The sequence below is a fragment of the Sphingopyxis sp. H050 genome (assembly GCF_001468265.1).
Lineage (GTDB): Bacteria > Pseudomonadota > Alphaproteobacteria > Sphingomonadales > Sphingomonadaceae > Sphingopyxis.
Genome location: NZ_LNRZ01000003.1, coordinates 398,205 through 420,289, shown reverse-complemented (window position 1 = coordinate 420,289; position 22,085 = coordinate 398,205). Strand labels below are relative to the sequence as shown.

Genomic DNA, 22,085 nt, shown 5'->3' with positions numbered 1-22,085 from the left:
CACCCCGGCCCGCCGGGTCTAGGGAAACCCGAATCCTGAAATCAGGCAGAGGGGGCTGCACCCATGAATAGCGTCACCATCCGCGAGGACGATCTGATCGAGACGATCGCCGATGCGCTCCAGTACATCAGCTATTTCCATCCGATGGACTATATCCGCGCGCTTGCCGCCGCCTATGAGCGCGAGGTCTCGCCCGCCGCGAAGGATGCGATGGCGCAGATCCTCTCGAACAGCCGCATGTGCGCCGAGGGGCACCGCCCGATCTGCCAGGACACCGGCATCGTCACCGTCTTCATCAAATGGGGCATGGACTGCCGCCTCGACAGCCCGCGCAGCCTGCAGCAGGTCGTAGACGAGGGCGTGCGCAAGGCCTATCTCCACCCCGACAACAAGCTCCGCGCCTCGATCCTCGCCGACCCCGCCTTCAGCCGCGTGAATACCAAGGACAACACGCCCTCGGTGCTCAACGTCGAGATGGTCCCCGGCAACAAGGTCGTGATCGACGTCGCGGCCAAGGGCGGTGGCAGCGAGAACAAGTCGAAGTTCAAGATGATGAACCCGTCGGATTCGATCGTCGATTGGGTGCTCGAAATGGTGCCGCAGATGGGCGCCGGCTGGTGCCCGCCCGGCATGCTCGGCATCGGCATCGGCGGCACCGCGGAAAAGGCGATGCTGCTCGCGAAGCAGTCGCTGATGGATCCGATCGACATGACCGAGCTGCTCGCGCGCGGTCCGTCGAACCCGACCGAGGAGCTGCGCATCGAGCTCTATGAAAAGGTCAATGCGCTCGGCATCGGCGCGCAGGGGCTCGGCGGCCTTGCCACCGTGCTCGACGTCAAGATCGCCGATTGGCCGACGCACGCCGCGTCGAAGCCCGTCGCGATGATCCCCAACTGCGCCGCGACGCGCCACGCGCATGTGACGCTCGACGGCAGCGGCCCGGTCTTCCTCGAACCACCGGTGCTGGCGGACTATCCGCAAATCGACTGGAAGCCCGATCAGGCCGCGATCCGCGTTGACCTCGACACGCTGACCCCCGAAGTGGTCGCAAGCTGGAAGCAGGGCGACCGGCTGCTCCTCAACGGCAAGATGCTCACCGGCCGCGACGCCGCGCACAAGCGCATCGCCGATATGCTGGCCAAGGGCGAGCAGCTGCCCGTCGAGTTCAAAGGCCGCGTCATCTATTATGTCGGCCCGGTCGATCCGGTGGGCGAAGAAATCGTCGGCCCGGCGGGACCGACGACCGCGACGCGCATGGACAAGTTCATGGACATGATGCTGGAGCAAGGCCTGCTCGCCTGCGTCGGCAAGGCCGAACGCGGCCCCGCCGCGACGCAGGCGATCGCCAAGCACAAGAGCGCCTATCTGATGGCGGTCGGCGGTGCGGCGTACCTCGTGGCGCGCGCCATTAAGGGAAGCAAGGTCGTGGGCTTCGCCGACCTCGGCATGGAAGCGATCTACGAATTCGAGGTCAAGGACTTCCCCGTCACCGTCGCGGTCGACAGCGAGGGCCAGAACGTCCACGTCAACGCGCCGAAGCTCTGGCAGAAGCGGATCGCCGACGAGGGGTTGCTGGAGAAGGCTTGATAGCTGGGTTATTGCGCCGCCTTCAAGGGCGAGGCACCACGTTTCTCTTCGGTCATCCCGGCGCAGGCCGGGATCTCGTCGGTGCCGCCTTGCTATGCCGCTCAATTTGAAGAACACTCCCCGCGACACAGACACTGCAGGGGACAAGCCATGGATTTCCGTAACGTCGACCGACCGAACCGCCGCGACCTGATTCGCGGCGCCGCCATGCTCGGCGCGGGCGCTACGGTCATGGCGCCCTTCTCCGCGCTCGCCGCGAGCAGCCAGAGCGCCGCGATCCGCAAGGCCGCCGAGGCCGGCAAGGACGCTGCGGTCAAGCGGCTGCGCGACTGGATCGCCCTGCCCTCGATCGCCGCCGAGAACCGCAACATGGCCGAAGGCGCGGCCTATATGGCCGAGCTGGCGAAGGACGCGGGCTTCACCAATGTCGAGATCGTCCCCACCGACGGCCATCCCGGCGTGTTCGGGACGATCGACGTCGGCGCGAAGCGCACGATCGGCATCTATTTCATGTACGACGTGAAGCAGTTCGACCCCGCCGAATGGTCGTCGCCGCCGCTCGAAGGCAAGATGGTCGACAAGCCCGGTTTCGGCCTGTCGATCGTCGGCCGCGGCGCGGTGAACCAGAAGGGGCCGGAGTCGGCCTTTCTCGCCGCGCTTCATGCGATCCGCGCCGCCAAGGCAAAGCTCCCCGTCAACATCGTCCTCGTCTGCGAGGGCGAGGAGGAGATCGGCTCGCCGCACTTCCGCCAGGTCGCGACCAAGCCCAACGTCCTCGCCGCGCTCAGGAAATGCGACGGCATCTTCATCCCCTTCGCCTCGCAGGACAAGGCCGGCACGGTCGACGTCAATCTGGGGTCGAAGGGAATCATCGAACTCGAACTGATCGCCAGCGGCGAGAAATGGGGCCGCGGGCCAAAGGGCGACGTGCACAGCAGCCTGAAGGCGATGATCGATTCGCCCGCCTGGCGGCTGGTCCAGGCGCTCCAGACGCTCGTCACCCCCGACGGCAACACCCCGGCGATCGAGGGCTGGTTTGAAAATGTCCGTCCGCTCACCGACCGCGAAAAGGCGCTGATCCGCGAAGGCGCAAAGGGCGGCGGCGAAGCCGCGATGAAGCAGGCGCTGGGCGTGAACGTCTGGATCGACGACCTCAAATATGACGACGCGCTGATCCGCCTCGCGCAGGAGCCGACGGTCAATATCGAAGGGCTGGTCGCGGGCTATACCGGCCCCGGCGGCAAGACCGTGCTGCCCGGCCGCGCGGTCGCGAAGCTCGACCTCCGCCTCGTCCCCAACCAGACCCGCGCCGAGGCCGAGAAGAAGCTGCGCGCGCATCTCGACAAACATGGGTTCAAGGATGTCGAGATGAACGTCTCGGGCGGCTACGACCCGACCGAAGCGGCCGAGGACAGCCTGCTGATCCGCACCGAACTCGCGACCTACAAGAAGCTTGGGGTCCCCGCGAACGTCAATGCAAGGCTGGCTGGCAGCTGGCCGGGCGCGACCTTCACTGCGCCGCCGGTGTCGATCGCCGCAGGCCACTTCGGCATCGGACACGGCTCGGGCGCGCACGCGCCGAACGAATATTTCCTGATCGATTCGACCAATCCGAAGGTCGCGGGGCTCGTCGACGCGACGATGGGCTACGCCGAATTCCTCTATACACTCGCCGCGATGAAATAGGCAGATCGGGGGAGGCATCATGAACGGAAAAATGTTCACGCGCGGCGCCATGCTCGCGGCCATCGCGCTTCTCGCTGCCGCTCCGGGCCCCGCGACGGCGGGCGACCCGATCGCCGACATGCTCGCGGGCAAGTCGGCGACGAAGGGCAAGAAGCTCGACAAGGCGATCGAGAAGGCCGAGGCGCACCCGCTCGGCAGTCAGGAAAATCCGGTCCGCGTCGAAATGCCGCAGGGCCAGTTCGCCTATCTCGCGACGCTGCGCTGCGCCAATGGCCAGCCGCCGCAGTTCAACCGGATCGGCAATTACGGGATCGGCGTCTTCGGCAACATCATCGACGGCTACGACGTGCGCTGCGAAGGCAGCGAGCCCGCGAAGACGACGGTCTTCATGGACATGTATCACGCCGGCCATGTCGAGACGCGGCCAGTGCCGGGGTTCACAATCGGCGCCAACTGATGGCGGGCGATCTCAACGGCGTCGCGCATGTCATCCTGACCGCGGGTGATTTCGCGCGCTCGACGGCTTTCTGGCGCGATGTCATCGCCTATCTCGGGCTCAAGAAGGTGCTCGACAGCGACCATATGCTCTACGGCGTCGGCGGTCGCACCGCGATCGGCATCCGCACGCCCAGCCCCGAAAATGCCGGCAAGCGTTTCGATCAGGGCGCGCCGGGGCTGCATCATGCCTGCTTCCGCATGCGCGACCGCGCCGCTGTCGATGCGATCCACGATTTTCTGAAGGGCCGCACCGACATCCATATCGTCCACGGCCCGCAGGAAGAGCCATGGGCGCCCGGCTATTATTCCATCCTCTTCGAAGACCCCGACGGCATCCGCATCGAATTCAATCATGTCCCGGGCGCAGGCTTGCTCGCGGATGGCGAAGAGATCGGCGGCGCCGACGCCTTCGACGGCAGCTAAAACCCGTAAACCAGCGTGAAGCGCGTCAGCGTATCGACCTTTTCGATCCCCGCCGGCGGGTTGGTGTCGATCTCGGCCGAATAGGCGATGCGCGCCGACAGCGCGCCGGTCAGCTTGGCGCTGAGCGCGGTCAGCGAGCTGGTCGAGGTGTTGCGTTCGCCGACGATGGTCGAGGCGACCTGCGTCAGCCGCAACGTCGGCGACAATTGCCAGCCGAAGTCGAGCCCGGCGAGCGCGGTGAGTTCGCTTTCCTCGCGCCCGCTGATAAAATCGGTCGCACGCCAGCTTGGCCCGCCCTTCAGGCTCAGCGAGACATTCTTGGCGTCGACGACCTTGTACCCCAGCCCGCCCGACAGGTTCCAGCGCGCGTCATAGCCGAGGATGCGGTCCTGCTCCCAGCGCACGAGGCCATAGGCAAAGCCGCGGTCGCTGACCTTGTACTGCGGCTCGCCCTCGGCGACGAACCGCTCGACCGAGGTCCGGCCATTGGTGCGCTGGTAATCCGCCTGCGCGCGGACCTTGTAATTCCAGTCGAGCCCGTTCCGCGCCGCCGCGAGCCCCGCGCTCAGGCCCTTCGAGCGCGCGTTGCCGGTGCTCAGCGTCGCACCGATCTGCCCCTCGCCCTTCCAGTTTTCCCAGATCTTCGCCTTCGCCAGCTTGATGCGCGCCGCCTCGGCCGCCTCGGCCTTCAGCCGCTGGCGTTCGGCGCGGTACGCGGCGAGCCGCGCGTCGATCTCGGCCGCCTGTTCGGGGTCGGTCGCCTTCGCCAGCGCCCCGACCGCCTCGACATCGGCATCCTTGCCGCTCGCGATCGCCGCCGCCAGCATCTCGGCCACGGGGTCGGGCGGCAGCGCCGGAGGGTTCGCGCTCCGATAATAAGCGAGCAGCGCATCGATTTCGCTGAGGCTGCGCGGATTGGTCGTCCGCGAAAGCCGGATCACCGCCTCGACATCGGCATCGTCGCCGCCGGCAAAGGCGGCCTCGATCATCGCGCGCACGGCGTCGGGCAGCGGCGGGTCGGGGTCCATCAGCGCGACGGGAAGCGGGGCCATCAACACCGGATCGACGAGCGCCGGGTTCGGCTGCAACGGATCGACGGGCTCCTGCGCCAGCGCCGACTGCGCGGCAAGCGCAACCAGGCCAAGGGCCGCGAAGCGGGGGAGAGCGGTCATCGAAGGTCCTTCTTCGGCGGATCGGGTTCGTTCGATCGGCGCGGGCGCGCGGCGCCGCATCCGGGACGGTCATAGCCTGAAAGAGGCTGGCATTTCCACCCCGCCTGCCCCATCTGCAAACCTATGTTGATCGCGATCGTCGCCATTTTCTGCGCCGGCATCGGTAATTTCGCGATGCACCGCGCTTTCATGGAAAGCGACGATCCGCTGATCCAGCAGATGGTGAAGCCGCTCGCCGACAAGGTCGGGCCGAACATCACCTATATCTTCGAATTCCTGCTGCTGGTCGGCGCGATGGCGATCGCGACGCGCAACTGGTTCACCGCGTTGCTGCTCTACGGCCTCTACACCGTCTTCAACGCCATGGCGTTCAGCTGGATCATGCAGCGGCCGCGTTAGGCCGGAGGGCAGAGATACACCGGCAGTGGATATTTCCATCCTCCCGGTGGCGCAGCCATGGGAAGGGAAACCGTCGCAAAGCGATGGTGTAGGGGCGGCGACAGCGATGCCACCGCCCGCCGTCAGCGCTTCGCACTGCCAGCTCTCCATGCCTGCGGCACAAGAAGGATTTTTTTCTCATCATCCCGGCGAAGGTCGGGATCTCGCTGGTGGGCAAATCCTGGAGGGTGTGATCCCGGCCTTCGCCGGGATGACGGATACGCGGAGGTCCTTTCCTCACCCAACGCAGCCCCTACCCCCAGAACCGCAACCTCCCGTTAACCATAAAGCAACACTGTCAGAGCAATTTCACACGGGCCTCCGCTTTTCCCTTGCGGTGGGGCGGCGGCATCGCCACCTTATGTTCCTAAGGGGGCCGCTCTCCCCGGCCTGGTCCCCGCAAGGAGATGAAGACCATGCCGTCCTTTTCGGAAAGCCTCGAAAAGACATTACACAACGCGCTGAAGGCCGCGTCGGAGCGCCACCACGAATATGCGACGCTCGAGCATCTGCTGTATGCGCTGATCGATGACGATCATGCTGCCGAAGTGATGCGCGCTTGCGGCGTTGCACTCGACGACCTGCAATCGGCGGTCGTCCACTATCTCGACACCGAACTCGACAGCCTGAAGGTCGAGGGGCACAGCGACCCGTCGCCCACGTCGGGCTTCCAGCGCGTCGTCCAGCGCGCCATCCTGCACGTCCAGTCGTCGGGCAAGGATGAGGTGACGGGCGCCAACGTCCTCGTCGCGCTCTTCTCCGAACGCGAGAGCTATGCGGTCTATTTCCTGCAGCAGCAGGATCTGACCCGCCTCGATGCGGTCTCCTATTTGAGCCACGGCGTCGGCAAGGGCGGCAAGCCCTCGCCGCAGGCCGAGCCCGAGGAGAAGGAAGAGACGAAGGACAAGAGCGAGGGCAAGTCCAAGAAGGAAACCGCGCTCGACCAGTTCACCGTCAACCTCAATGAAAAGGCGAAGGGTGGCAAGGTCGATCCGCTGATCGGCCGCACCGCCGAAGTCGATCGCACGATCCAGATCCTCTGCCGCCGCAGCAAGAACAACCCGCTCTATGTCGGCGATCCCGGCGTCGGCAAGACCGCGATCGCCGAGGGCCTGGCGCGTAAGATCATCGAGGGCGACGTACCCGAGGTGCTGCTGCCCGCGGTCATCTATTCGCTCGACATGGGCGCCCTGCTCGCCGGAACCCGCTACCGCGGCGATTTCGAGGAGCGGCTGAAACAAGTCGTGACCGAGCTCGAAGGCCTGCCGCACGCGATCCTGTTCATCGACGAGATCCACACGGTGATCGGCGCCGGCGCCACATCGGGCGGCGCGATGGATGCGTCGAACCTGCTCAAGCCCGCGCTGTCGGGCGGCGTGATCCGCTGCATCGGTTCGACGACCTACAAGGAGTTCCGCAATCACTTCGAGAAGGACCGCGCGCTGCTCCGCCGGTTCCAGAAGATCGACGTGATCGAGCCGACGCTCGAGGATACCAAGAAGATCCTGGCGGGCCTGCGCAGCGCATTCGAGGCGCATCACCAGGTGCGCTATACGCAGGATGCGATCAACGCCGCGGTCGACCTGTCGGCGCGTTACATCAACGACCGCAAATTGCCCGACAAGGCGATCGACGTGATCGACGAAGTCGGCGCGATGCAGATGCTGGTCGCCCCGTCGAAGCGCAAGAAGACGATCACCGCCAGGGAGATCGAGGCCGTCATCGCGACGATGGCGCGCATCCCCCCCAAGTCGGTGTCGACCGACGACAAGGCGACGCTCGCCAGCCTCGAAACCGACCTCAAGCGCGTCGTGTTCGGCCAGAACACCGCGATCGAGGTGCTGTCGTCGGCGATCAAGCTCAGCCGTGCGGGCCTGCGCGATCCCGAAAAGCCGATCGGCAACTATCTGTTCAGCGGCCCGACCGGCGTCGGCAAGACCGAGGTCGCCAAGCAGCTCGCGTCGATCATGGGCATCCCGCTTCAGCGTTTCGACATGTCCGAATATATGGAGCGCCATTCGGTCAGCCGCCTGATCGGCGCGCCCCCGGGCTATGTCGGTTACGATCAGGGCGGCCTGCTCACCGATGCGATCGATCAGAACCCGCACTGCGTGCTGCTGCTCGACGAGATCGAGAAGGCGCATCCCGACCTGTTCAACATCCTGTTGCAGGTGATGGACAACGGCCGCCTGACCGACCATCACGGCAAGACCGTCGACTTCCGCAACGTCATCCTGATCATGACGACCAATGCGGGCGCCAGCGACATGGCGCGCGAGTCGATCGGTTTCGGCCAGTTGACGCGCGAGGATGTGCAGGAAGAGGCGGTGAAGCGCATGTTCACCCCCGAATTCCGCAACCGCCTCGATGCCATCGTGCCCTTCGGCTATCTGCCGCCCGAGGTTGTCGCGCGCGTCGTCGACAAGTTCATCCTCGAGCTCGAACTGCAGCTCGCCGACCGCAACGTCCATATCCAGCTCGACGATGCGGCGCGCGAATGGCTGACCGGCAAGGGCTATGACAAGCTCTATGGCGCGCGTCCGATGGGCCGCCTGATCCAGGAAAAGATCAAGCAGCCGCTCGCCGAGGAATTGCTCTTCGGCAAGCTGGTGCATGGCGGCGAGGTCAAGGTGAAGATGAAGACCGGCGAGGACGCCCATGTCGGCAACCCGCTGACCTTCGAAATCACCCCCGCCGCGCCCAAGGCCGCCAAGGGCAAGGCGAAGGCCGACAAGGCGAAGAAGGCGGCGGAGTAAGCCCGGTTGAAATTCTTGAGCGGCGGCGTTATAACAATCGTATGAACACGCCGCTCAAGATCACTAAAGTCGGCAACAGCGCCGCCGTCATCCTGCCTAAGGAGCTTTTGGCGCGGCTACGTGTGTCGTTGGGCGACACGCTCTATGCGACCGAAGCGCCCGATGGAATTCGCCTGACGGCGGCTGACCCGGACTTCGAAGAGAAAATGGCCGCGGCCGAAGCGATCATGCGAGAAGATCGCGATATTCTCCGCGTTCTTGCCAAGTGACCGACGACGCGAGGGCCGAGCCGCGATGGCTCGGCATCGATGTTGCGCTGGCCGTTCACGACCGGCAACTAGCTGAACATGGCGGCATAGCCGGGGTCCGCGATCCCGGCATGCTAGAATCGGCGTTGGCAAGGCCCGTCAACCAATGGGCTTATGGCGAAGACGATCCGGCGAAACTGGCTGCAGCCTTCGCTTTCGGTATCGCCCGAAACCATCCTTTTGGCGATGGCAATAAGCGAACAGCATGGGTTCTTGCCCGACTTTTCCTCGCGATCAACGGACACAACCTCCGTTTCGAGGCGCAAGATGCCATCGACGCGATGCTGGCACTCGCTGCCGGCACACTCTCTGAGGCAGCCTTGGCTGATTGGTTTCGGGACCGTCTCGCTTTTTGAGGCCCTCTCCCCTATATGGAAACCATGTACGACTATGTCTCCATAACCGCCGACGACGCATCGGCGCCCGCCCGCGTTCGCGACGGCACGATCAAGCTGCATGACGAGGCGGGCTTTGCCGGGATGCGCAAGGCGGGGCGGCTGTCGGCCGAGATCCTCGACGCGCTCGTTCCCTTTGTCCAGCCCGGCGTGACCACCGGCGCGATCGACGACCTTGTCCGCACGATGATGCTCGACGGCGGCGGCATTCCCGCGACGCTTGGTTACCGCGGCTTCACGCACAGCTGCTGCACCAGCATCAACCATGTCGTCTGCCACGGCATCCCCGATGACAAGCCGCTGCGCGACGGCGACATCGTCAACATCGACGTCACCACGATCATCGACGGGTGGCACGGCGACACCAGCCGCATGTATCTGGTCGGCGATGTGCCGATCAAGGCGAAGCGCCTCGTCGATGTCACGTATGAATGCCTGATGCTCGGCATCGAGCAGGCGAAGCCCGGCAACCGCATGGGCGACGTCGCGCACGCGATCCAGAGCCATGCCGAGAAGCATCGCTATTCGGTGGTCCGCGATTTCTGCGGCCACGGGCTCGGCCAGATGTTCCACGACGCGCCCGAGGTCGTCCACGCCGGCCGCCCCGGCACCGGCCCCGAACTGCGCCCCGGCATGTTCTTCACGATCGAACCGATGATCAACACCGGCAAATATGCGGTGAAGATGCTGCCCGACGGCTGGACCGCGGTGACCCGCGACCGTTCGCTGTCGGCGCAGTTCGAGCACAGCATCGGCATCACCGAGACCGGCTGCGAGATTTTCACCGCCAGCCCCAAGGGCCTGAACGCGCCGCCCTGGAACTGACCGGCGCCCTTTGAATATCGTCATCCCGGACTTGATCCGGGATCCATGACTTTCAGTGCAGCGTTTGCCTTCGTGGCCCCCGGATCAAGCCTGTCCTGAGCGCGTCGAAGGGTCCGGGGTGACGAATAGGGCGCAAAGCCCCCTCCCCCGCCCCCCATTTTCCCGCTTGCGCGTCCGATACTTCCAGCGCAGTCTTGACGTTAACGTCAAGCATAGGCGTGGGGAGAGAATGGGATGGCGAAACGGATGTTTCCGGCCGCGCTGATCGGCAGCGCGCTACTGGCATTATCGGCATGCAACGCATCGAAGAACGACAGCCTCTCGGGCGGCCAGCTCGACGACGCCGAAAAGGCCAGCGAGGCCCTGCTCAAGACCGGGGGCAACGGCGACGACTGGGCCGGCATCGGCTACAGCTACGACGAACAGCGCTTCAGCCCGCTCACCGACATCAACGACAAGAATGTCGGTCAGCTCGGCCTCGCCTGGTACGCTGACCTCGAAGACGCCCGCGGACAGGAAGCCACGCCCGTTGTCGTCGACGGCGTGATGTATGTGACCCATGCCTGGTCGAAGGTCAGCGCCTGGGACGCCGCGACCGGCAAATCCTTGTGGAAGTTCGACCCCAAGGTTCCCGGCGAACGCGCGGTCAGCGCGTGCTGCGACGTCGTCAACCGCGGCGTCGCCGTGTGGGGCGACAAGGTCATCTTCGCGACGCTCGACGGCCGCCTGATCGCGCTCGATAAAAAGAGCGGCAAGGAGCTGTGGTCGACGCAGACCTTCGACACGTCGAAACCTTACACGATCACCGGCGCCCCGCGCGTCGTGAAGGATATGGTGCTGATCGGCAATGGCGGCGCCGAATTCGGGGTGCGCGGCTATGTCACCGCTTATGACGCCGACACCGGCAAGGAGCGCTGGCGTTTCTACACCGCACCCAATCCTAAGAAGGAAAAGGACGGCGCGGTCAGCGACGACATCTTCGCCTCGAAAGCCAACGCCACCTGGTCCGATAAAGGCGAATGGCAGACCTCGGGCGGCGGCGGCACCGTGTGGGACGCGATCGTCTACGACAAGGATCTCGACCAGATCTACCTCGGCGTCGGCAACGGCAATCCCTGGAACCACGGCACGCGCTCGAACGGCGAGGGCGACAACTGGTTCCTCTCCTCGGTCGTCGCGCTCGACGCCACGACGGGCAAGTACAAGTGGCACTATCAGGAGACACCCGGCGAGACCTGGGACTATACCGCGACCCAGCCGATCATCCTCGCCGAGCAGGCGGTGAACGGCAAGCCGACCAAGGTGCTGTACCACGCCCCGAAGAACGGCTTCTTCTTCACCATCGACCGCACCAATGGCAAGCTGTTGGGCGCCAAGCCCTTCGTCGACGGGATCAACTGGGCGACGGGCTACGACATGGCGACCGGCCGCCCGATGGAAAATCCCGACGCGCGTTTCTACAAGACCGGCAAGCCCTTCATTGCCGTGCCCGGCGCGCTCGGCGCGCATAACTGGCACCCGATGAGCTACAATCCCGTCACGGGGCTCGTCTATATTCCGGCGCAGCAGATCCCGCAGGGCTATCTCGCCGACATGGACGAACTCGACAAGCGCAAGGTGCTCGGCTTCAACATCGGCGCCTCTCTCAACAAGACGATGCTGCCCGACGACAAGGCGGCCTTCAAGGCCGCGGTCGCCGCGACCACCGGGCGGCTCGTCGCCTTCGATCCGCGCACCGGCAAGGTCGCGTGGGGCGTCGACTATCCCGCCGCATGGAACGGCGGCACGATGACCACCGCGGGCAATCTCGTCTTTCAGGGGACCAGCACCGGCCGCTTTCGCGCCTATGCCGCCGACACCGGCAAGCAGCTCCTTGACCTCGACATGCAGTCGGGGATCGTCAGCGCGCCGTCGACCTTCCGCGTCGGCGGAGTGCAATATGTGGCGTTCCAGACCGGCAAGGGCGGCGCCTTCCCGCTCGTTGCCGGGGTTGCGGGCGGGGTGACGCGCAAGGTGCCCAACCTGCCGCGCCTCGTCGTGCTCAAGATCGGCGGCACGGTGAAGCTCCCCGCCCCGCCCGCGACGACCGCGCTCGCGTGGAACCCGCCGCCGCAGTTCGGAACCCCTCAGCAGGTCGCGGCGGGCAAGGCGCATTACGGGCGCTATTGCCAAGTCTGCCACGGCGACAGCGCGATCGGCAACGGCTTCACCCCCGACCTCCGCGTTTCGGCCACGCTGACCAATGCCGATGCGTGGAAATCGGTGATCCTGGGCGGCGCGCTCAAGGACCGCGGCATGGTCAGCTTCGCGCGCGTGCTGACCCCCGCCGATGCCGAGGCGATCCGCGCCTATGTCATCGACCGGTCGAACTGGACGAAGGCAAATCTGGCCGACAGCGCGGCGCCGATGGGGAGATAGGGCGGAATAGAATTATCTCACGCGAAGACGCGAAGGCGCGAAGAGGGGAGCGCGCCGCGGCGAGGGTTGGCCGCTCATCGCGCGACGCGCCTTTCGATCGCCTGCGGCGAGGCACGCCCGTGGCAACCGCGCGACCTCTTCGCGTCTTCGCGTGAAACCAATATCGCCGCCCCGACCACATCTGCCGTTTTTTTAGGCATCGAGTCCGCATCAATGCCCGCCGCTTGGGCAGCGGCGCAATTTGCTTTCAAAATTCTTACCGAAAGCTTGCGATTCGCCGATTGGCACGGCTTTTGATTGGTGCAAGATGATGGGGCCTCAGCGACTCAAGGTGCGAACCGGATGGGGAGCGAACCGGACCAGGCGGGCCCTGATCCGGCTTTGGCTGCAGGCCGACACATACCCAGTGGGGGACAAGACGCGTGAAGAAGATTGAGGCGATCATCAAGCCGTTCAAGCTCGACGAAGTGAAGGAGGCGCTCCACGAAGTCGGCGTCAGCGGCATCACCGTGACCGAGGCCAAGGGCTTCGGACGGCAAAAGGGCCACACCGAACTGTATCGCGGCGCCGAATATGTCGTCGACTTCCTGCCCAAGGTGAAGCTGGAAGTGATCGTCGAGGACGGGCTCGCCGAGCGCGTCGTCGAGGCGATCGCCGCGGCTGCCCAGACCGGCCGCATCGGCGATGGCAAGATTTTCGTGATCCCGGTCGAGACCGCGCTCCGCATCCGCACCGGCGAACGCAACGAGGACGCGCTCTAGGCGCCTCCCGCTCCCCGATTCTGTTCAACAAGACCCGGCCAAGCCGGTCATCATCGCAAGAAGGAAGTTCAGACCATGGCGACCAAGCCCAAGGAAATCATCGCGCGGATCAAGGACAACGACATCGAGTGGGTCGACCTGCGCTTCACCGACCCCAAGGGCAAGTGGCAGCACCTGACCATGTGCGCCGGCGTGATCGACGAGGACGCGCTCGAGGACGGCCTGATGTTCGACGGCTCGTCGATCGAGGGCTGGAAGGCGATCAACGAGTCGGACATGATCCTGAAGCCCGACCTCGACGCCGTCTATGACGATCCCTTCTCGGCGACGCCGATGCTCGTCATCTTCTGCGACATCGTCGAACCCGCCACCGGCGAGGGCTATGCCCGCGACCCGCGCACGACCGCGAAGCGCGCCGAGGCCTATGTCACCTCGACCGGTATCGGCGACACCGTCTATGTCGGCCCCGAAGCCGAATTCTTCATGTTCGACGATGTCCGCTTCGAAACCGGCTATAACAAGTCGGGCTTCGAGATCGACGATATCGAGCTGCCGACCAACACCGGCCGCGCGTATGAAGGCGGCAACCTCGGCCACCGTCCGCGCGCCAAGGGCGGTTACTTCCCCGTCGCGCCGGTCGACAGCGCCGTCGACATCCGCGCCGAAATGGTATCGACCATGCTCGAAATGGGCCTGCCCTGCGACAAGCATCACCATGAAGTCGCCGCCGCGCAGCACGAGCTTGGCCTGACCTTCGGCACGCTGACCGAAACCGCCGACCGCATGCAGATCTACAAATATGTCGTGCACCAGGTCGCGCATGCCTATGGCAAGACCGCGACCTTCATGCCGAAACCGATCCGCCAGGACAACGGCTCGGGCATGCACACGCACATCTCGATCTGGGAAAAGGGCAAGCCGCTCTTCGCGGGCAACGGCTATGCCGGCCTCAGCGACATGTGCCTCTATTTCATCGGCGGCGTCATCAAGCATGCCAAGGCGCTCAACGCCTTCACCAACCCGACGACGAACAGCTACAAGCGCCTCGTCCCGGGCTTCGAAGCGCCCGTGCTGCTCGCTTATTCGTCGCGCAACCGTTCGGCCTCGTGCCGCATCCCTTACGGTGCGGGCGCCAAGGCGAAGCGCGTCGAGTTCCGCTTCCCCGACGCGATGGCCAACCCCTATCTCTGCTATTCGGCGCTGCTGATGGCGGGCCTCGACGGCATCCAGAACAAGATCCACCCCGGCGACGCGATGGACAAGAATCTGTACGATCTGCCGCCCGAGGAACTGGCCGAAGTCCCGACCGTCTGCGGCTCGCTTCGCGAAGCGCTCGACAGCCTGATGGCCGACCACGACTTCCTGCTCAAGGGCGACGTCTTCTCGAAGGACCAGATCGAAGCCTATGTCGAGCTCAAGTGGGCCGAAGTTCACAACTTCGAACAGACCCCGAGCCCGGTCGAATTCGACATGTACTACAGCGCCTGAGATCACTCGGCGCTACAAGGGGGGGCGTCCGGTCTGGGGGGATCGGACGCCTTTTCTTTTGCCTAGCGGCTCATCATGCCGCGTCGGCCGATCGCGATGAACGACCCGAGCAACATCATCGCGGACAGCGTGGTCACGACATCGATCGCGGTCAGTGCGAGCCCGAACCCCAGAAAGTCTGCGGCCGCCCATAGGCTGAGCAGCACCCAGCTAAGGCAAAAGGCCCAGAAACAGCCTTCGAGGCCGAGCTGGCGGTTGAGCTCGTCATACCGGTTGCGCCACGCCCAGCTGGCGACGATGCCGCCGGCGACCGCGACCACCAGCGCCGTCATCGCGGCGTGCGCCGATACGAGGCCGGCTTCGAAGCCCGGTGCCCGCGCAACCGCGAGCAACAGCAGGACCAGCCCCATCGTGCCCGTCGTGATGACCGAGGTCATCATGCCCGCCCGCTCCTCGCGCAATTCATCCGCATCGCCGACATTGAGCAATTGCGCGCCGGCACGCGGCATCGCGAGCCCGAAGCCGACCAGCATCGCCATCATCGCATAGACAAGGCCGACGGCCGCGAGCGCAACGCGCGACGGCCCCATGGCGTCGAGCAGCGACGTCCCCGCGATCCCGAGCGCCGCCGCTGACACCCCACCACCGACGATCGCGCCAGCAATCAGCTTCACGGCCGTCTTCTTCCACTTCTGCGCGTCGTCCTGCGTCATCGCCTTCATCCTTCGTCCTCCGGCAACCAATGGTCGATAAACAGCTCGCGGACCTCCAGCCCGAACAGCCGCGCCAGGCGCAGCGCGAGCGGCAGGCTCGGATCATATTTGTCGGTCTCGACCGCGTTGATCGTCTGGCGCGACACGCCGAGCCGGCGCGCCAGCTCGCCTTGGCTCCACCCCGCCCGCTCGCGGCAATCGCGCACCCTGTTTTCCAATGCCCACCTCGCAACCTGTCAAACACTCTTTACAGCGCCGGATACACCCTGTCAAGAACTCTTGACACCCACTGCCCGTCGCGGCGCCACGTGGAGGGGTCGAGGGCGCCGACCGGCAGATGCGGTTAACGCGCCGGTGACGACCGGCTTGCGCGCCTTCGCCGCCGATGGCAGGTTGGCGGTGGGGGATTTGCGAAAGGTGGCACCGCATGCGGTTGTTACGCGTCTCCTGTGCCCTGCTCCCCCTCATGCTCGCCTCCTGCGGCGGTGGCGGCGGTGGCGGCGGCAATCCGCCCCCCGCGAATAATTCCCCGCCCAGCTTCACCTCGGCGCAGACCGCCAGCATCGCCGAAAACACGACCGCCGCCTATCAGGCGACGGCGAGCGATCCCGATGGCGGCACGCTGACCTTTTCGATCGACGGCGGCGCCGACGCCGGGCTCTTTTCGATCACCTCGGCGGGCGCGCTGCGTTTTACCGCCGCGCCCGACTATGACCTGCCCGGGGATGCCAATGGCGACAATGTCTATGCGGTAACGCTCCGCGTCAGCGACGGCAGCGCCAGCGCCACCCAGCCGGTGAACATCACGGTCACCAACAGCCGCGAGGGCATAGCGGTCGTGCGCGTCGGCACCGGCTTCAGCCAGCCGCTCTATGTCGCGCCGATCCCCGGCAGCACCAATGTCTATGTCGTCGAGAAGGGCGGCGACGTCTATCGTTTCGACCCCGCGAACGGCAGCCGCACGCGCGTGCTCGACATCACCGACATTTCGACGAGCGGCGAGCGTGGGCTGCTCGGCCTCGCCGCCTATCCCGACCATGCGACGTCGCAGCGGCTGCTCGCGGTTGCAACCGCCGCGAATGGCGATGTCCAGGTCCGCCGCTACACGCTCGGCCAGCCGAACAGCTCGACCGTCTACGACACGGTGCTGAGCGTGCCGCATCCCGGCGCCGACAATCACAATGGCGGCTGGATCGGCTTCGGTCCCGACGGGCTCGTCTATGTCGGCGTCGGCGACGGCGGCGGTGGCGGCGACCCCGGCAACAACGCGCAGAACACCAATGTCCGTCTCGGCAAGATCCTGCGCCTGACCGTCGGAGCGAACGGCAGCAGCTATGCGCCCGCGCCGGGCAACCCGTTCCTGTCGGGCGGCGGCGATCCCTATGTCTATGCCTATGGCCTCCGCAATCCGTTTCGCGCCTCGTTCAGCGGCTCGACGCTGGTGATCGGTGACGTCGGCCAGGGTGCGGTCGAGGAGGTCGATATCGTCACCACGACCCAGCCCGGCCTCAACTTCGGCTGGCGTTTCAAGGAAGGCACCCAGCCCTACACCGGAACCGCGCCCGGCGGCCTCACCGATCCGGTCGTCGAATATGGCCATGGCAGCGGGCCGCGGCAGGGCAATTCGATCACCGGCGGCTACGTCTACCGCGGCCCGGTGACCTCGCTCGTCGGCCAATATGTCTTCGCCGACTTCGTCAGCGGCAATATCTGGTCGATCCCTTTCTCTAGCTTCGTCGCCGGCCAGACACAGCCATCGTCGCGTCTCGCGCGGCGCAACGAGGATTTCGCCCCCGACGCCGGAACGCTGAACTCGATCGCATCGTTCGGCGAAGACAGCGCGGGCAATCTGTTCATCGTCGGTATCGGCGGCGACATCTTCATGGTGCGCCCCGGCTGACGGCTTGCGGCAACAGGCCGACCGCGCCACAAGGGGACATCCGGAGGAGTCCCCCATGAAATCGCTGCCTTTTGCCGCCCTGATCGCCCTTCAACTCGCCCTCGCGCCTGCGGCGGCGGCGAAACTCAGCCCGGCGGAAGCCAGGATGGCGAGAACGGTCGAGGCGGAGCTCGACCGCAGCCTTGCGCTGCTCGAAAAGCTCGTGAACCAGAACAGCGGCTCGCTGAACCTCGAAGGCGTCGAGAAGGTCGGGGCGATGATGCGCGCCGAGCTCGAAGCGCTGGGTTTCAAGGTCGAGTGGAAGCCGATGCGCGACACGGGCCGCGCCGGCCACCTGATCGCAACGCACACCGGCAAGCCCGGCGCCAAGCGCCTGCTGCTGATCGCGCATCTCGACACGGTGTTCGAACCCGACTCGCCGTTCCAGACATTCGTCCGCAAGGGCGAGCGCGGTGAATGGGGCGAAGGCCCCGGCGCGGGTGACGACAAGGGCGGCATGGTCGTGATCGTCGCGGCGCTGCGCGCGATGCAGGCGGCGGGCACGCTGAAGAACGCCAATATCGAAATCCATATGACCGGCGACGAGGAGGATTCGGGGAGCCCGATCGAGAAGGCGCGCGCCGATCTGATCGCAGCGGGCAAGCGCAGCGACGTCGCGCTCGATTTCGAGGGCTTGGTGCGCGACGGCGGTGCCGACATGGGATCGGTCGCGCGGCGCTCGTCGGACAGCTGGACCGTCACCGCGACGGGCAGAAGCGCGCACAGTTCGGGGATTTTCAGTGCCGCGGCCGGTGACGGTGCGATCTACGAACTCGCGCGCATCCTTTACCGGTTCCGCACCGAACTGCCCGAACCCAATCTGACCTTCAACGTCGGGCTGATCGCGGGCGGACAGCAGGCCGAGCTTGATGCGGGCGGCATCCGCGCGACCGCGAATGGCAAGACGAACATCATCGCGCCGATCGCGATCGCCCGCGGCGACCTCCGCGCGCTCTCGCCCGAGCAGATCGAGCGGGTGAAGGCCAAGATGACCGCGATCGTCGCCGAGCATGCCCCCGGCACCAGCGCGACGATCGCCTTCGATCCCGGCGGCTATCCTTCGATGGCCCCGACCGACGGCAACCGCGCGCTCCTCGCCAAGCTCAACGGCGTGAACCGCGACCTCGGCCTCGCCGAGATGGCGCCGCTCGACCCGCTGAAACGCGGCGCGGGCGACATCAGCTTCGTCGCCGCCGACGTCGACGGCCTCGCGGGCCTCGGGCCGTACAGCACCGGCGACCATGCGCCCGGCGAGGCGGTCGATATCCCGAGCATCAGTCGTCAGGCGACCCGCGCCGCCATCCTGATGTCACGCCTTTCTGCCGAAAAGCGCTGAACCGATATCGCCCTCTCGCTGTCGTCATCCGACGAAAAGAGGGAGTGTCGCTTGATTCATTCGCTGCCATCATTAGGTAGCAATGAGAGACGTATTCTAGACGCCGATGGGAGAAGAACGATGAGCGACACCGAAACGCACCTGAAGCAGCATTACATCGGCGGCAAATGGGTCGACAGCCAGGGCGGCAAACTCCACGATGTCATCAATCCCGCGACCGAAGAAGCGGCCTCGACCGTCGTGCTCGGCACCGCCGCCGACGTCGATGCCGCGGTCGCCGCCGCCAAGGAAGCGTTCAAGACCTTCTCGCAGACCACCCGCGAAGAACGCCTCGACCTGCTGAACCGCATCGTCGAGGAATATAAGAAGCGCGGCGCCGACCTCGCGAAGTCGATGGCCAGCGAAATGGGCGCGCCGGTCAGCTTCGCGGGCACCGCGCAGGTCGGCGCGGGCATCGGCGGCTTCGTCGGCACGATCGCCGCGCTCAAGGATTTCCAGTTCGCCGAACAGCATGGCGCCAACAAGGTCGTCTATGAGCCGATCGGCGTCGTCGGCATGATCACGCCGTGGAACTGGCCGCTCAACCAGATCGCGCTGAAGGTCGCCCCCGCGCTCGCCGCCGGCAACACGATGATCCTGAAGCCGTCGGAGGAATGCCCCGGCAACGCGGTGATCTTCGCCGAAATCCTCGACGCCGCAGGCGTCCCCCCTGGCGTGTTCAACCTCGTCCAGGGTGACGGCCCGACCGTCGGCAACGCGATCAGCGCGCACCCCGGCATCGAAATGGTGAGCTTCACCGGTTCGACCCGCGCCGGCATTCTCGTCGCCAAGGCGGCCGCCGACACCGTCAAGCGCGTCCATCAGGAACTCGGCGGCAAGTCGCCGAACATCGTCCTGCCCGACGCCGATCTGGAGACGGTGCTGCCCCCGACCGTGCAGGGCGTCCTGGTCAACACCGGTCAGAGCTGCATCGCGCCGACGCGCATCCTCGTCCACAAGGACCGCGAAGCCGAAGCCGTCGGCGTCATCAAGGCGATGTTCGACGGAACGCAAGTCGGCGACCCGCTGCAGGAAGGCGGCCATCTCGGCCCCGTCGTCAACAAGGCGCAGTACGACAAGATCCAGGGCCTGATTCAGTCGGCGATCGACGAAGGCGCGACGCTGGAGACCGGCGGCACCGGCCTGCCCAGCAACGTCAATCGCGGCTATTATATCAAGCCGACCGTCTTCTCGGGCGTGACGCGCGACATGCGCATCGCCAACGAGGAAATCTTCGGCCCCGTCGCGACGGTCATGGCCTATGATGATCTCGACCAGGCGGTCGATATCGCCAACGACACCGAATATGGCCTGTCGGCGGTGATTTCGGGCGATCCGGCCAAGGCCGCCGACGTCGCACCGAAGCTGCGCGCCGGCATGGTCGCGGTGAACAGCTGGGGCCCCGGCCCCGGCGCACCGTTCGGCGGCTACAAGGCGTCGGGCAACGGCCGCGAAGGCGGTTTGTTCGGCCTCAAGGACTTCATGGAAATCAAGGCGATCAGCGGCATTCCGGCGTAAGCCAATCCCCCCTCCCGCTTGCGGGAGGGGTTGGGGGAGGGCCTGTCGCGTAGCGAAACCCTCCCCGCTGCGACGAGCGAGCAAGCTCGCAAGTCTCGCTGCCCCTCCCTTGCAGGGAGGGGTTTTGCTTTGGGCCGATAGCGATTATGCGCCCCCCATGACCACCCGCTCGCCGCTCGCCCCCGCTGCCTTCCCCGCGCTCCCCGACATCGCCGGGGTCACGCGCCGCGTCGCGCGCGCACACTACAAGAATTGGGACCGCTGCGACCTCACCTATGTCGAGCTCGCGCCCGGCACCACCGTCGCGGGCGTCTTCACGCGCAATGTCTGCTGCTCGTCCGAAGTCGAGCTCGGCCGCGAACAGGTGAAGGGCGGCAAGGGCCGCGCGCTGATCGTCAACGCCGGCAACAGCAACGCCTTCACCGGCTATCGCGGCCGCGAGGCGGTCGAACAGATCATGGGCCAGGTCGCGGGCCATCTCGGCTGCGCGCCAAGCGAAGTCTTTGTCAGCTCGACCGGCGTCATCGGCGTGCCCTTGCCCAAGGACAAGGCCCGCGCCGGGGTTGCAGCCGCCCTCACCGCCGCGCCCTGCTCGTGGGAAGCCGCCGCCGAAACCATCTGCACCACCGACACCTTCGCCAAGGGTTCGGCCGCGAGCGCGATCGTCGGCGGCACGACCGTCCACGTAGCGGGAATCGTCAAGGGATCGGGCATGATCGCGCCCGATATGGCGACGATGCTCGGCTATATCTTCACCGACGCCGCGGTCGCGCCCGCGCTGCTGCAGGACATGTTGGCCGAAGCGACGGGCGGCAGCTTCAACAGCATTACGGTCGACAGCGACACCTCGACGAGCGACACGGTGCTTCTGTTCGCGACCGGGCAGACCGGCAATACGCCGCTGACCACGCGCGACGACCCCGGCGCCGACGCGCTGTATGCGGCGATCCGCCAAGTCGCCCTCGACCTCGCGCATCAGGTCGTGCGCGACGGCGAAGGCGCGTCGAAGTTCATCGAGGTGCAGGTCACCGGCGCGACCAGCGACGCCAGCGCGAAGCGCGTCGCGCTCGCCATCGCCAACTCGCCGCTCGTGAAGACCGCAATCGCAGGCGAGGATGCGAACTGGGGCCGCGTCGTCATGGCGGTGGGGAAAGCGGGCGAACCCGCCGACCGCGACCGGCTCGCGATCCGCTTCGGCGATCATTGGGTGGCGAAGGACGGCCTGCCCGTCGACGGCTATGACGAAGCGCCCGTCGCGGCGCATCTCAAGGGCCAGGACATCCGCATCGGCGCCGACTTGGGCCTTGGCGACGGCCGCGCCACCGTGTGGACCTGCGACCTGACGCACGGCTATATCAGCATCAACGCCGATTACCGGAGTTGACCTGTGTGAACCCCGGCGAAAGCCGGGGCCCATGTGGCGCGGTGAAATGGGCCCCGGCTTTCGCCGGGGTTCACATCCCTTAAAGCGCGCTTTCGAGCCAGCCCTTGAGCGCGCTCTTCGGCGCCGCGCCGACCTTGGTGTCGGCGATCTCGCCATTCTTGAACAGGATCATCGTCGGGATGCCGCGCACGCCATATTTGCTCGGCGCGTCGGGGTTTTCGTCGATGTTGATCTTTGCGATCACGACCTTTTCGCCGAGTTCGTCGGCGATTTCCTCGAGCGACGGACCGATCATCTTGCACGGGCCGCACCATTCGGCCCAGAAATCGACCAGCACAGGCGTGTCGCTGTCAATGACGTCGGCCTGAAAGCTGGCGTCGGTAATGGCCTTGGTACCCATA

21 protein-coding genes are annotated in these 22,085 nt (G+C 65.7%); 17 read left to right on the top strand and 4 right to left on the bottom strand.

The genetic code is table 11. The features are described from left to right. Nucleotides 1-63: 63 nt before the first annotated feature. The 4 genes from ATE67_RS08160 (at nt 64) to ATE67_RS08145 (ending at nt 4,194) form a co-directional block, all read left to right on the top strand. Complete coding sequence (locus tag ATE67_RS08160; RefSeq protein WP_058816217.1) at nt 64-1,587, top strand: fumarate hydratase; 1,524 nt, start codon at nt 64-66, stop codon at nt 1,585-1,587. 150 nt (nt 1,588-1,737) lie between these two features. Further along, nucleotides 1,738-3,273 carry a M20/M25/M40 family metallo-hydrolase gene (locus ATE67_RS08155; RefSeq protein ID WP_058816216.1) on the top strand — a complete coding sequence of 512 codons (1,536 nt, stop codon included), beginning with the start codon at nt 1,738-1,740 and terminating at the stop codon, nt 3,271-3,273. 19 nt (nt 3,274-3,292) lie between these two features. Further along, on the top strand, nt 3,293-3,730 hold the full coding sequence (locus ATE67_RS08150; RefSeq protein ID WP_156416952.1) for a hypothetical protein: 438 nt from the start codon (nt 3,293-3,295) through the stop codon (nt 3,728-3,730). Then, the gene (locus tag ATE67_RS08145; RefSeq protein ID WP_058816214.1) at nt 3,730-4,194 is read left to right on the top strand and encodes a VOC family protein; all 465 of its coding nucleotides are present in this window, start codon (nt 3,730-3,732) and stop codon (nt 4,192-4,194) included. The genes ATE67_RS08150 and ATE67_RS08145 overlap by 1 nt, the downstream gene beginning before the upstream one ends. On the opposite strand, the gene ATE67_RS08140 is transcribed toward ATE67_RS08145, so the two are convergent. Further along, nucleotides 4,191-5,366 (bottom strand): DUF481 domain-containing protein, encoded by a 1,176-nt coding sequence (locus ATE67_RS08140; protein WP_231728084.1) that lies wholly within the window; start codon nt 5,364-5,366, stop codon nt 4,191-4,193. The two genes, ATE67_RS08145 and ATE67_RS08140, sit on opposite strands and share 4 nt — an antisense overlap. Before the next feature lie 123 nt (nt 5,367-5,489). Between ATE67_RS08140 and ATE67_RS08135 the strand changes: the two genes are divergently transcribed. The 9 genes from ATE67_RS08135 (at nt 5,490) to glnA (ending at nt 14,755) form a co-directional block, all read left to right on the top strand. Next, nucleotides 5,490-5,765 carry a hypothetical protein gene (locus tag ATE67_RS08135; protein ID WP_058816213.1) on the top strand — a complete coding sequence of 92 codons (276 nt, stop codon included), beginning with the start codon at nt 5,490-5,492 and terminating at the stop codon, nt 5,763-5,765. A 455-nt stretch (nt 5,766-6,220) separates the two neighbouring features. After that, the gene (gene clpA / locus ATE67_RS08130) at nt 6,221-8,560 is read left to right on the top strand and encodes an ATP-dependent Clp protease ATP-binding subunit ClpA (RefSeq protein ID WP_058816423.1); all 2,340 of its coding nucleotides are present in this window, start codon (nt 6,221-6,223) and stop codon (nt 8,558-8,560) included. A gap of 41 nt (nt 8,561-8,601) precedes the next feature. Continuing rightward, nucleotides 8,602-8,829 carry an AbrB/MazE/SpoVT family DNA-binding domain-containing protein gene (locus ATE67_RS08125; RefSeq protein ID WP_058816212.1) on the top strand — a complete coding sequence of 76 codons (228 nt, stop codon included), beginning with the start codon at nt 8,602-8,604 and terminating at the stop codon, nt 8,827-8,829. Next, on the top strand, nt 8,826-9,224 hold the full coding sequence (locus tag ATE67_RS08120) for a type II toxin-antitoxin system death-on-curing family toxin (RefSeq protein ID WP_058816211.1): 399 nt from the start codon (nt 8,826-8,828) through the stop codon (nt 9,222-9,224). Before ATE67_RS08125 ends, ATE67_RS08120 begins: the two co-directional genes overlap by 4 nt. A 24-nt stretch (nt 9,225-9,248) precedes the next feature. Beyond that, nucleotides 9,249-10,088 (top strand): type I methionyl aminopeptidase, encoded by an 840-nt coding sequence (gene map, locus ATE67_RS08115; RefSeq protein ID WP_058816210.1) that lies wholly within the window; start codon nt 9,249-9,251, stop codon nt 10,086-10,088. A 234-nt stretch (nt 10,089-10,322) separates the two neighbouring features. Further along, nucleotides 10,323-12,506, top strand: coding sequence for a PQQ-dependent dehydrogenase, methanol/ethanol family (locus ATE67_RS08110; RefSeq protein ID WP_058816209.1), 2,184 nt, complete (start codon nt 10,323-10,325; stop codon nt 12,504-12,506). A gap of 66 nt (nt 12,507-12,572) precedes the next feature. Further along, a complete protein-coding gene (locus ATE67_RS08105; RefSeq protein WP_058816208.1) occupies nt 12,573-12,803 on the top strand; it encodes a hypothetical protein in 231 nt (76 codons plus the stop codon). 125 nt (nt 12,804-12,928) lie between these two features. Beyond that, on the top strand, nt 12,929-13,267 hold the full coding sequence (locus ATE67_RS08100) for a P-II family nitrogen regulator (protein ID WP_058816207.1): 339 nt from the start codon (nt 12,929-12,931) through the stop codon (nt 13,265-13,267). Between the two features lie 75 nt (nt 13,268-13,342). Continuing rightward, nucleotides 13,343-14,755: a type I glutamate--ammonia ligase gene (glnA, locus tag ATE67_RS08095; protein WP_058816206.1), complete on the top strand. Its 1,413-nt coding sequence runs from the start codon at nt 13,343-13,345 to the stop codon at nt 14,753-14,755. A 62-nt stretch (nt 14,756-14,817) separates the two neighbouring features. On the opposite strand, the gene ATE67_RS08090 is transcribed toward glnA, so the two are convergent. Both ATE67_RS08090 and ATE67_RS08085 read right to left on the bottom strand, forming a co-directional pair. After that, nucleotides 14,818-15,468 carry a hypothetical protein gene (locus ATE67_RS08090; protein ID WP_156416951.1) on the bottom strand — a complete coding sequence of 217 codons (651 nt, stop codon included), beginning with the start codon at nt 15,466-15,468 and terminating at the stop codon, nt 14,818-14,820. 5 nt (nt 15,469-15,473) lie between these two features. After that, nucleotides 15,474-15,686 carry a helix-turn-helix transcriptional regulator gene (locus tag ATE67_RS08085; protein ID WP_058816204.1) on the bottom strand — a complete coding sequence of 71 codons (213 nt, stop codon included), beginning with the start codon at nt 15,684-15,686 and terminating at the stop codon, nt 15,474-15,476. Between the two features lie 209 nt (nt 15,687-15,895). On the opposite strand from ATE67_RS08085, the gene ATE67_RS08080 reads away from it, so the two are divergent. The 4 genes from ATE67_RS08080 to argJ all read left to right on the top strand — a co-directional run bounded on the left by ATE67_RS08080 (nt 15,896) and on the right by argJ (nt 21,684). Continuing rightward, the gene (locus tag ATE67_RS08080) at nt 15,896-17,368 is read left to right on the top strand and encodes a PQQ-dependent sugar dehydrogenase (protein WP_197411901.1); all 1,473 of its coding nucleotides are present in this window, start codon (nt 15,896-15,898) and stop codon (nt 17,366-17,368) included. Between the two features lie 55 nt (nt 17,369-17,423). After that, nucleotides 17,424-18,743, top strand: coding sequence for a M20/M25/M40 family metallo-hydrolase (locus ATE67_RS08075; RefSeq protein ID WP_058816202.1), 1,320 nt, complete (start codon nt 17,424-17,426; stop codon nt 18,741-18,743). A 120-nt stretch (nt 18,744-18,863) separates the two neighbouring features. Continuing rightward, the gene (locus tag ATE67_RS08070) at nt 18,864-20,300 is read left to right on the top strand and encodes an aldehyde dehydrogenase family protein (protein WP_058816201.1); all 1,437 of its coding nucleotides are present in this window, start codon (nt 18,864-18,866) and stop codon (nt 20,298-20,300) included. A gap of 157 nt (nt 20,301-20,457) precedes the next feature. Then, the gene (argJ, locus tag ATE67_RS08065; protein WP_058816200.1) at nt 20,458-21,684 is read left to right on the top strand and encodes a bifunctional glutamate N-acetyltransferase/amino-acid acetyltransferase ArgJ; all 1,227 of its coding nucleotides are present in this window, start codon (nt 20,458-20,460) and stop codon (nt 21,682-21,684) included. A 79-nt stretch (nt 21,685-21,763) separates the two neighbouring features. On the opposite strand, the gene trxA is transcribed toward argJ, so the two are convergent. Next, nucleotides 21,764-22,084: a thioredoxin TrxA gene (gene trxA, locus ATE67_RS08060; RefSeq protein ID WP_058816199.1), complete on the bottom strand. Its 321-nt coding sequence runs from the start codon at nt 22,082-22,084 to the stop codon at nt 21,764-21,766. Between the last annotated feature and the right edge of the window lies 1 nt (nt 22,085).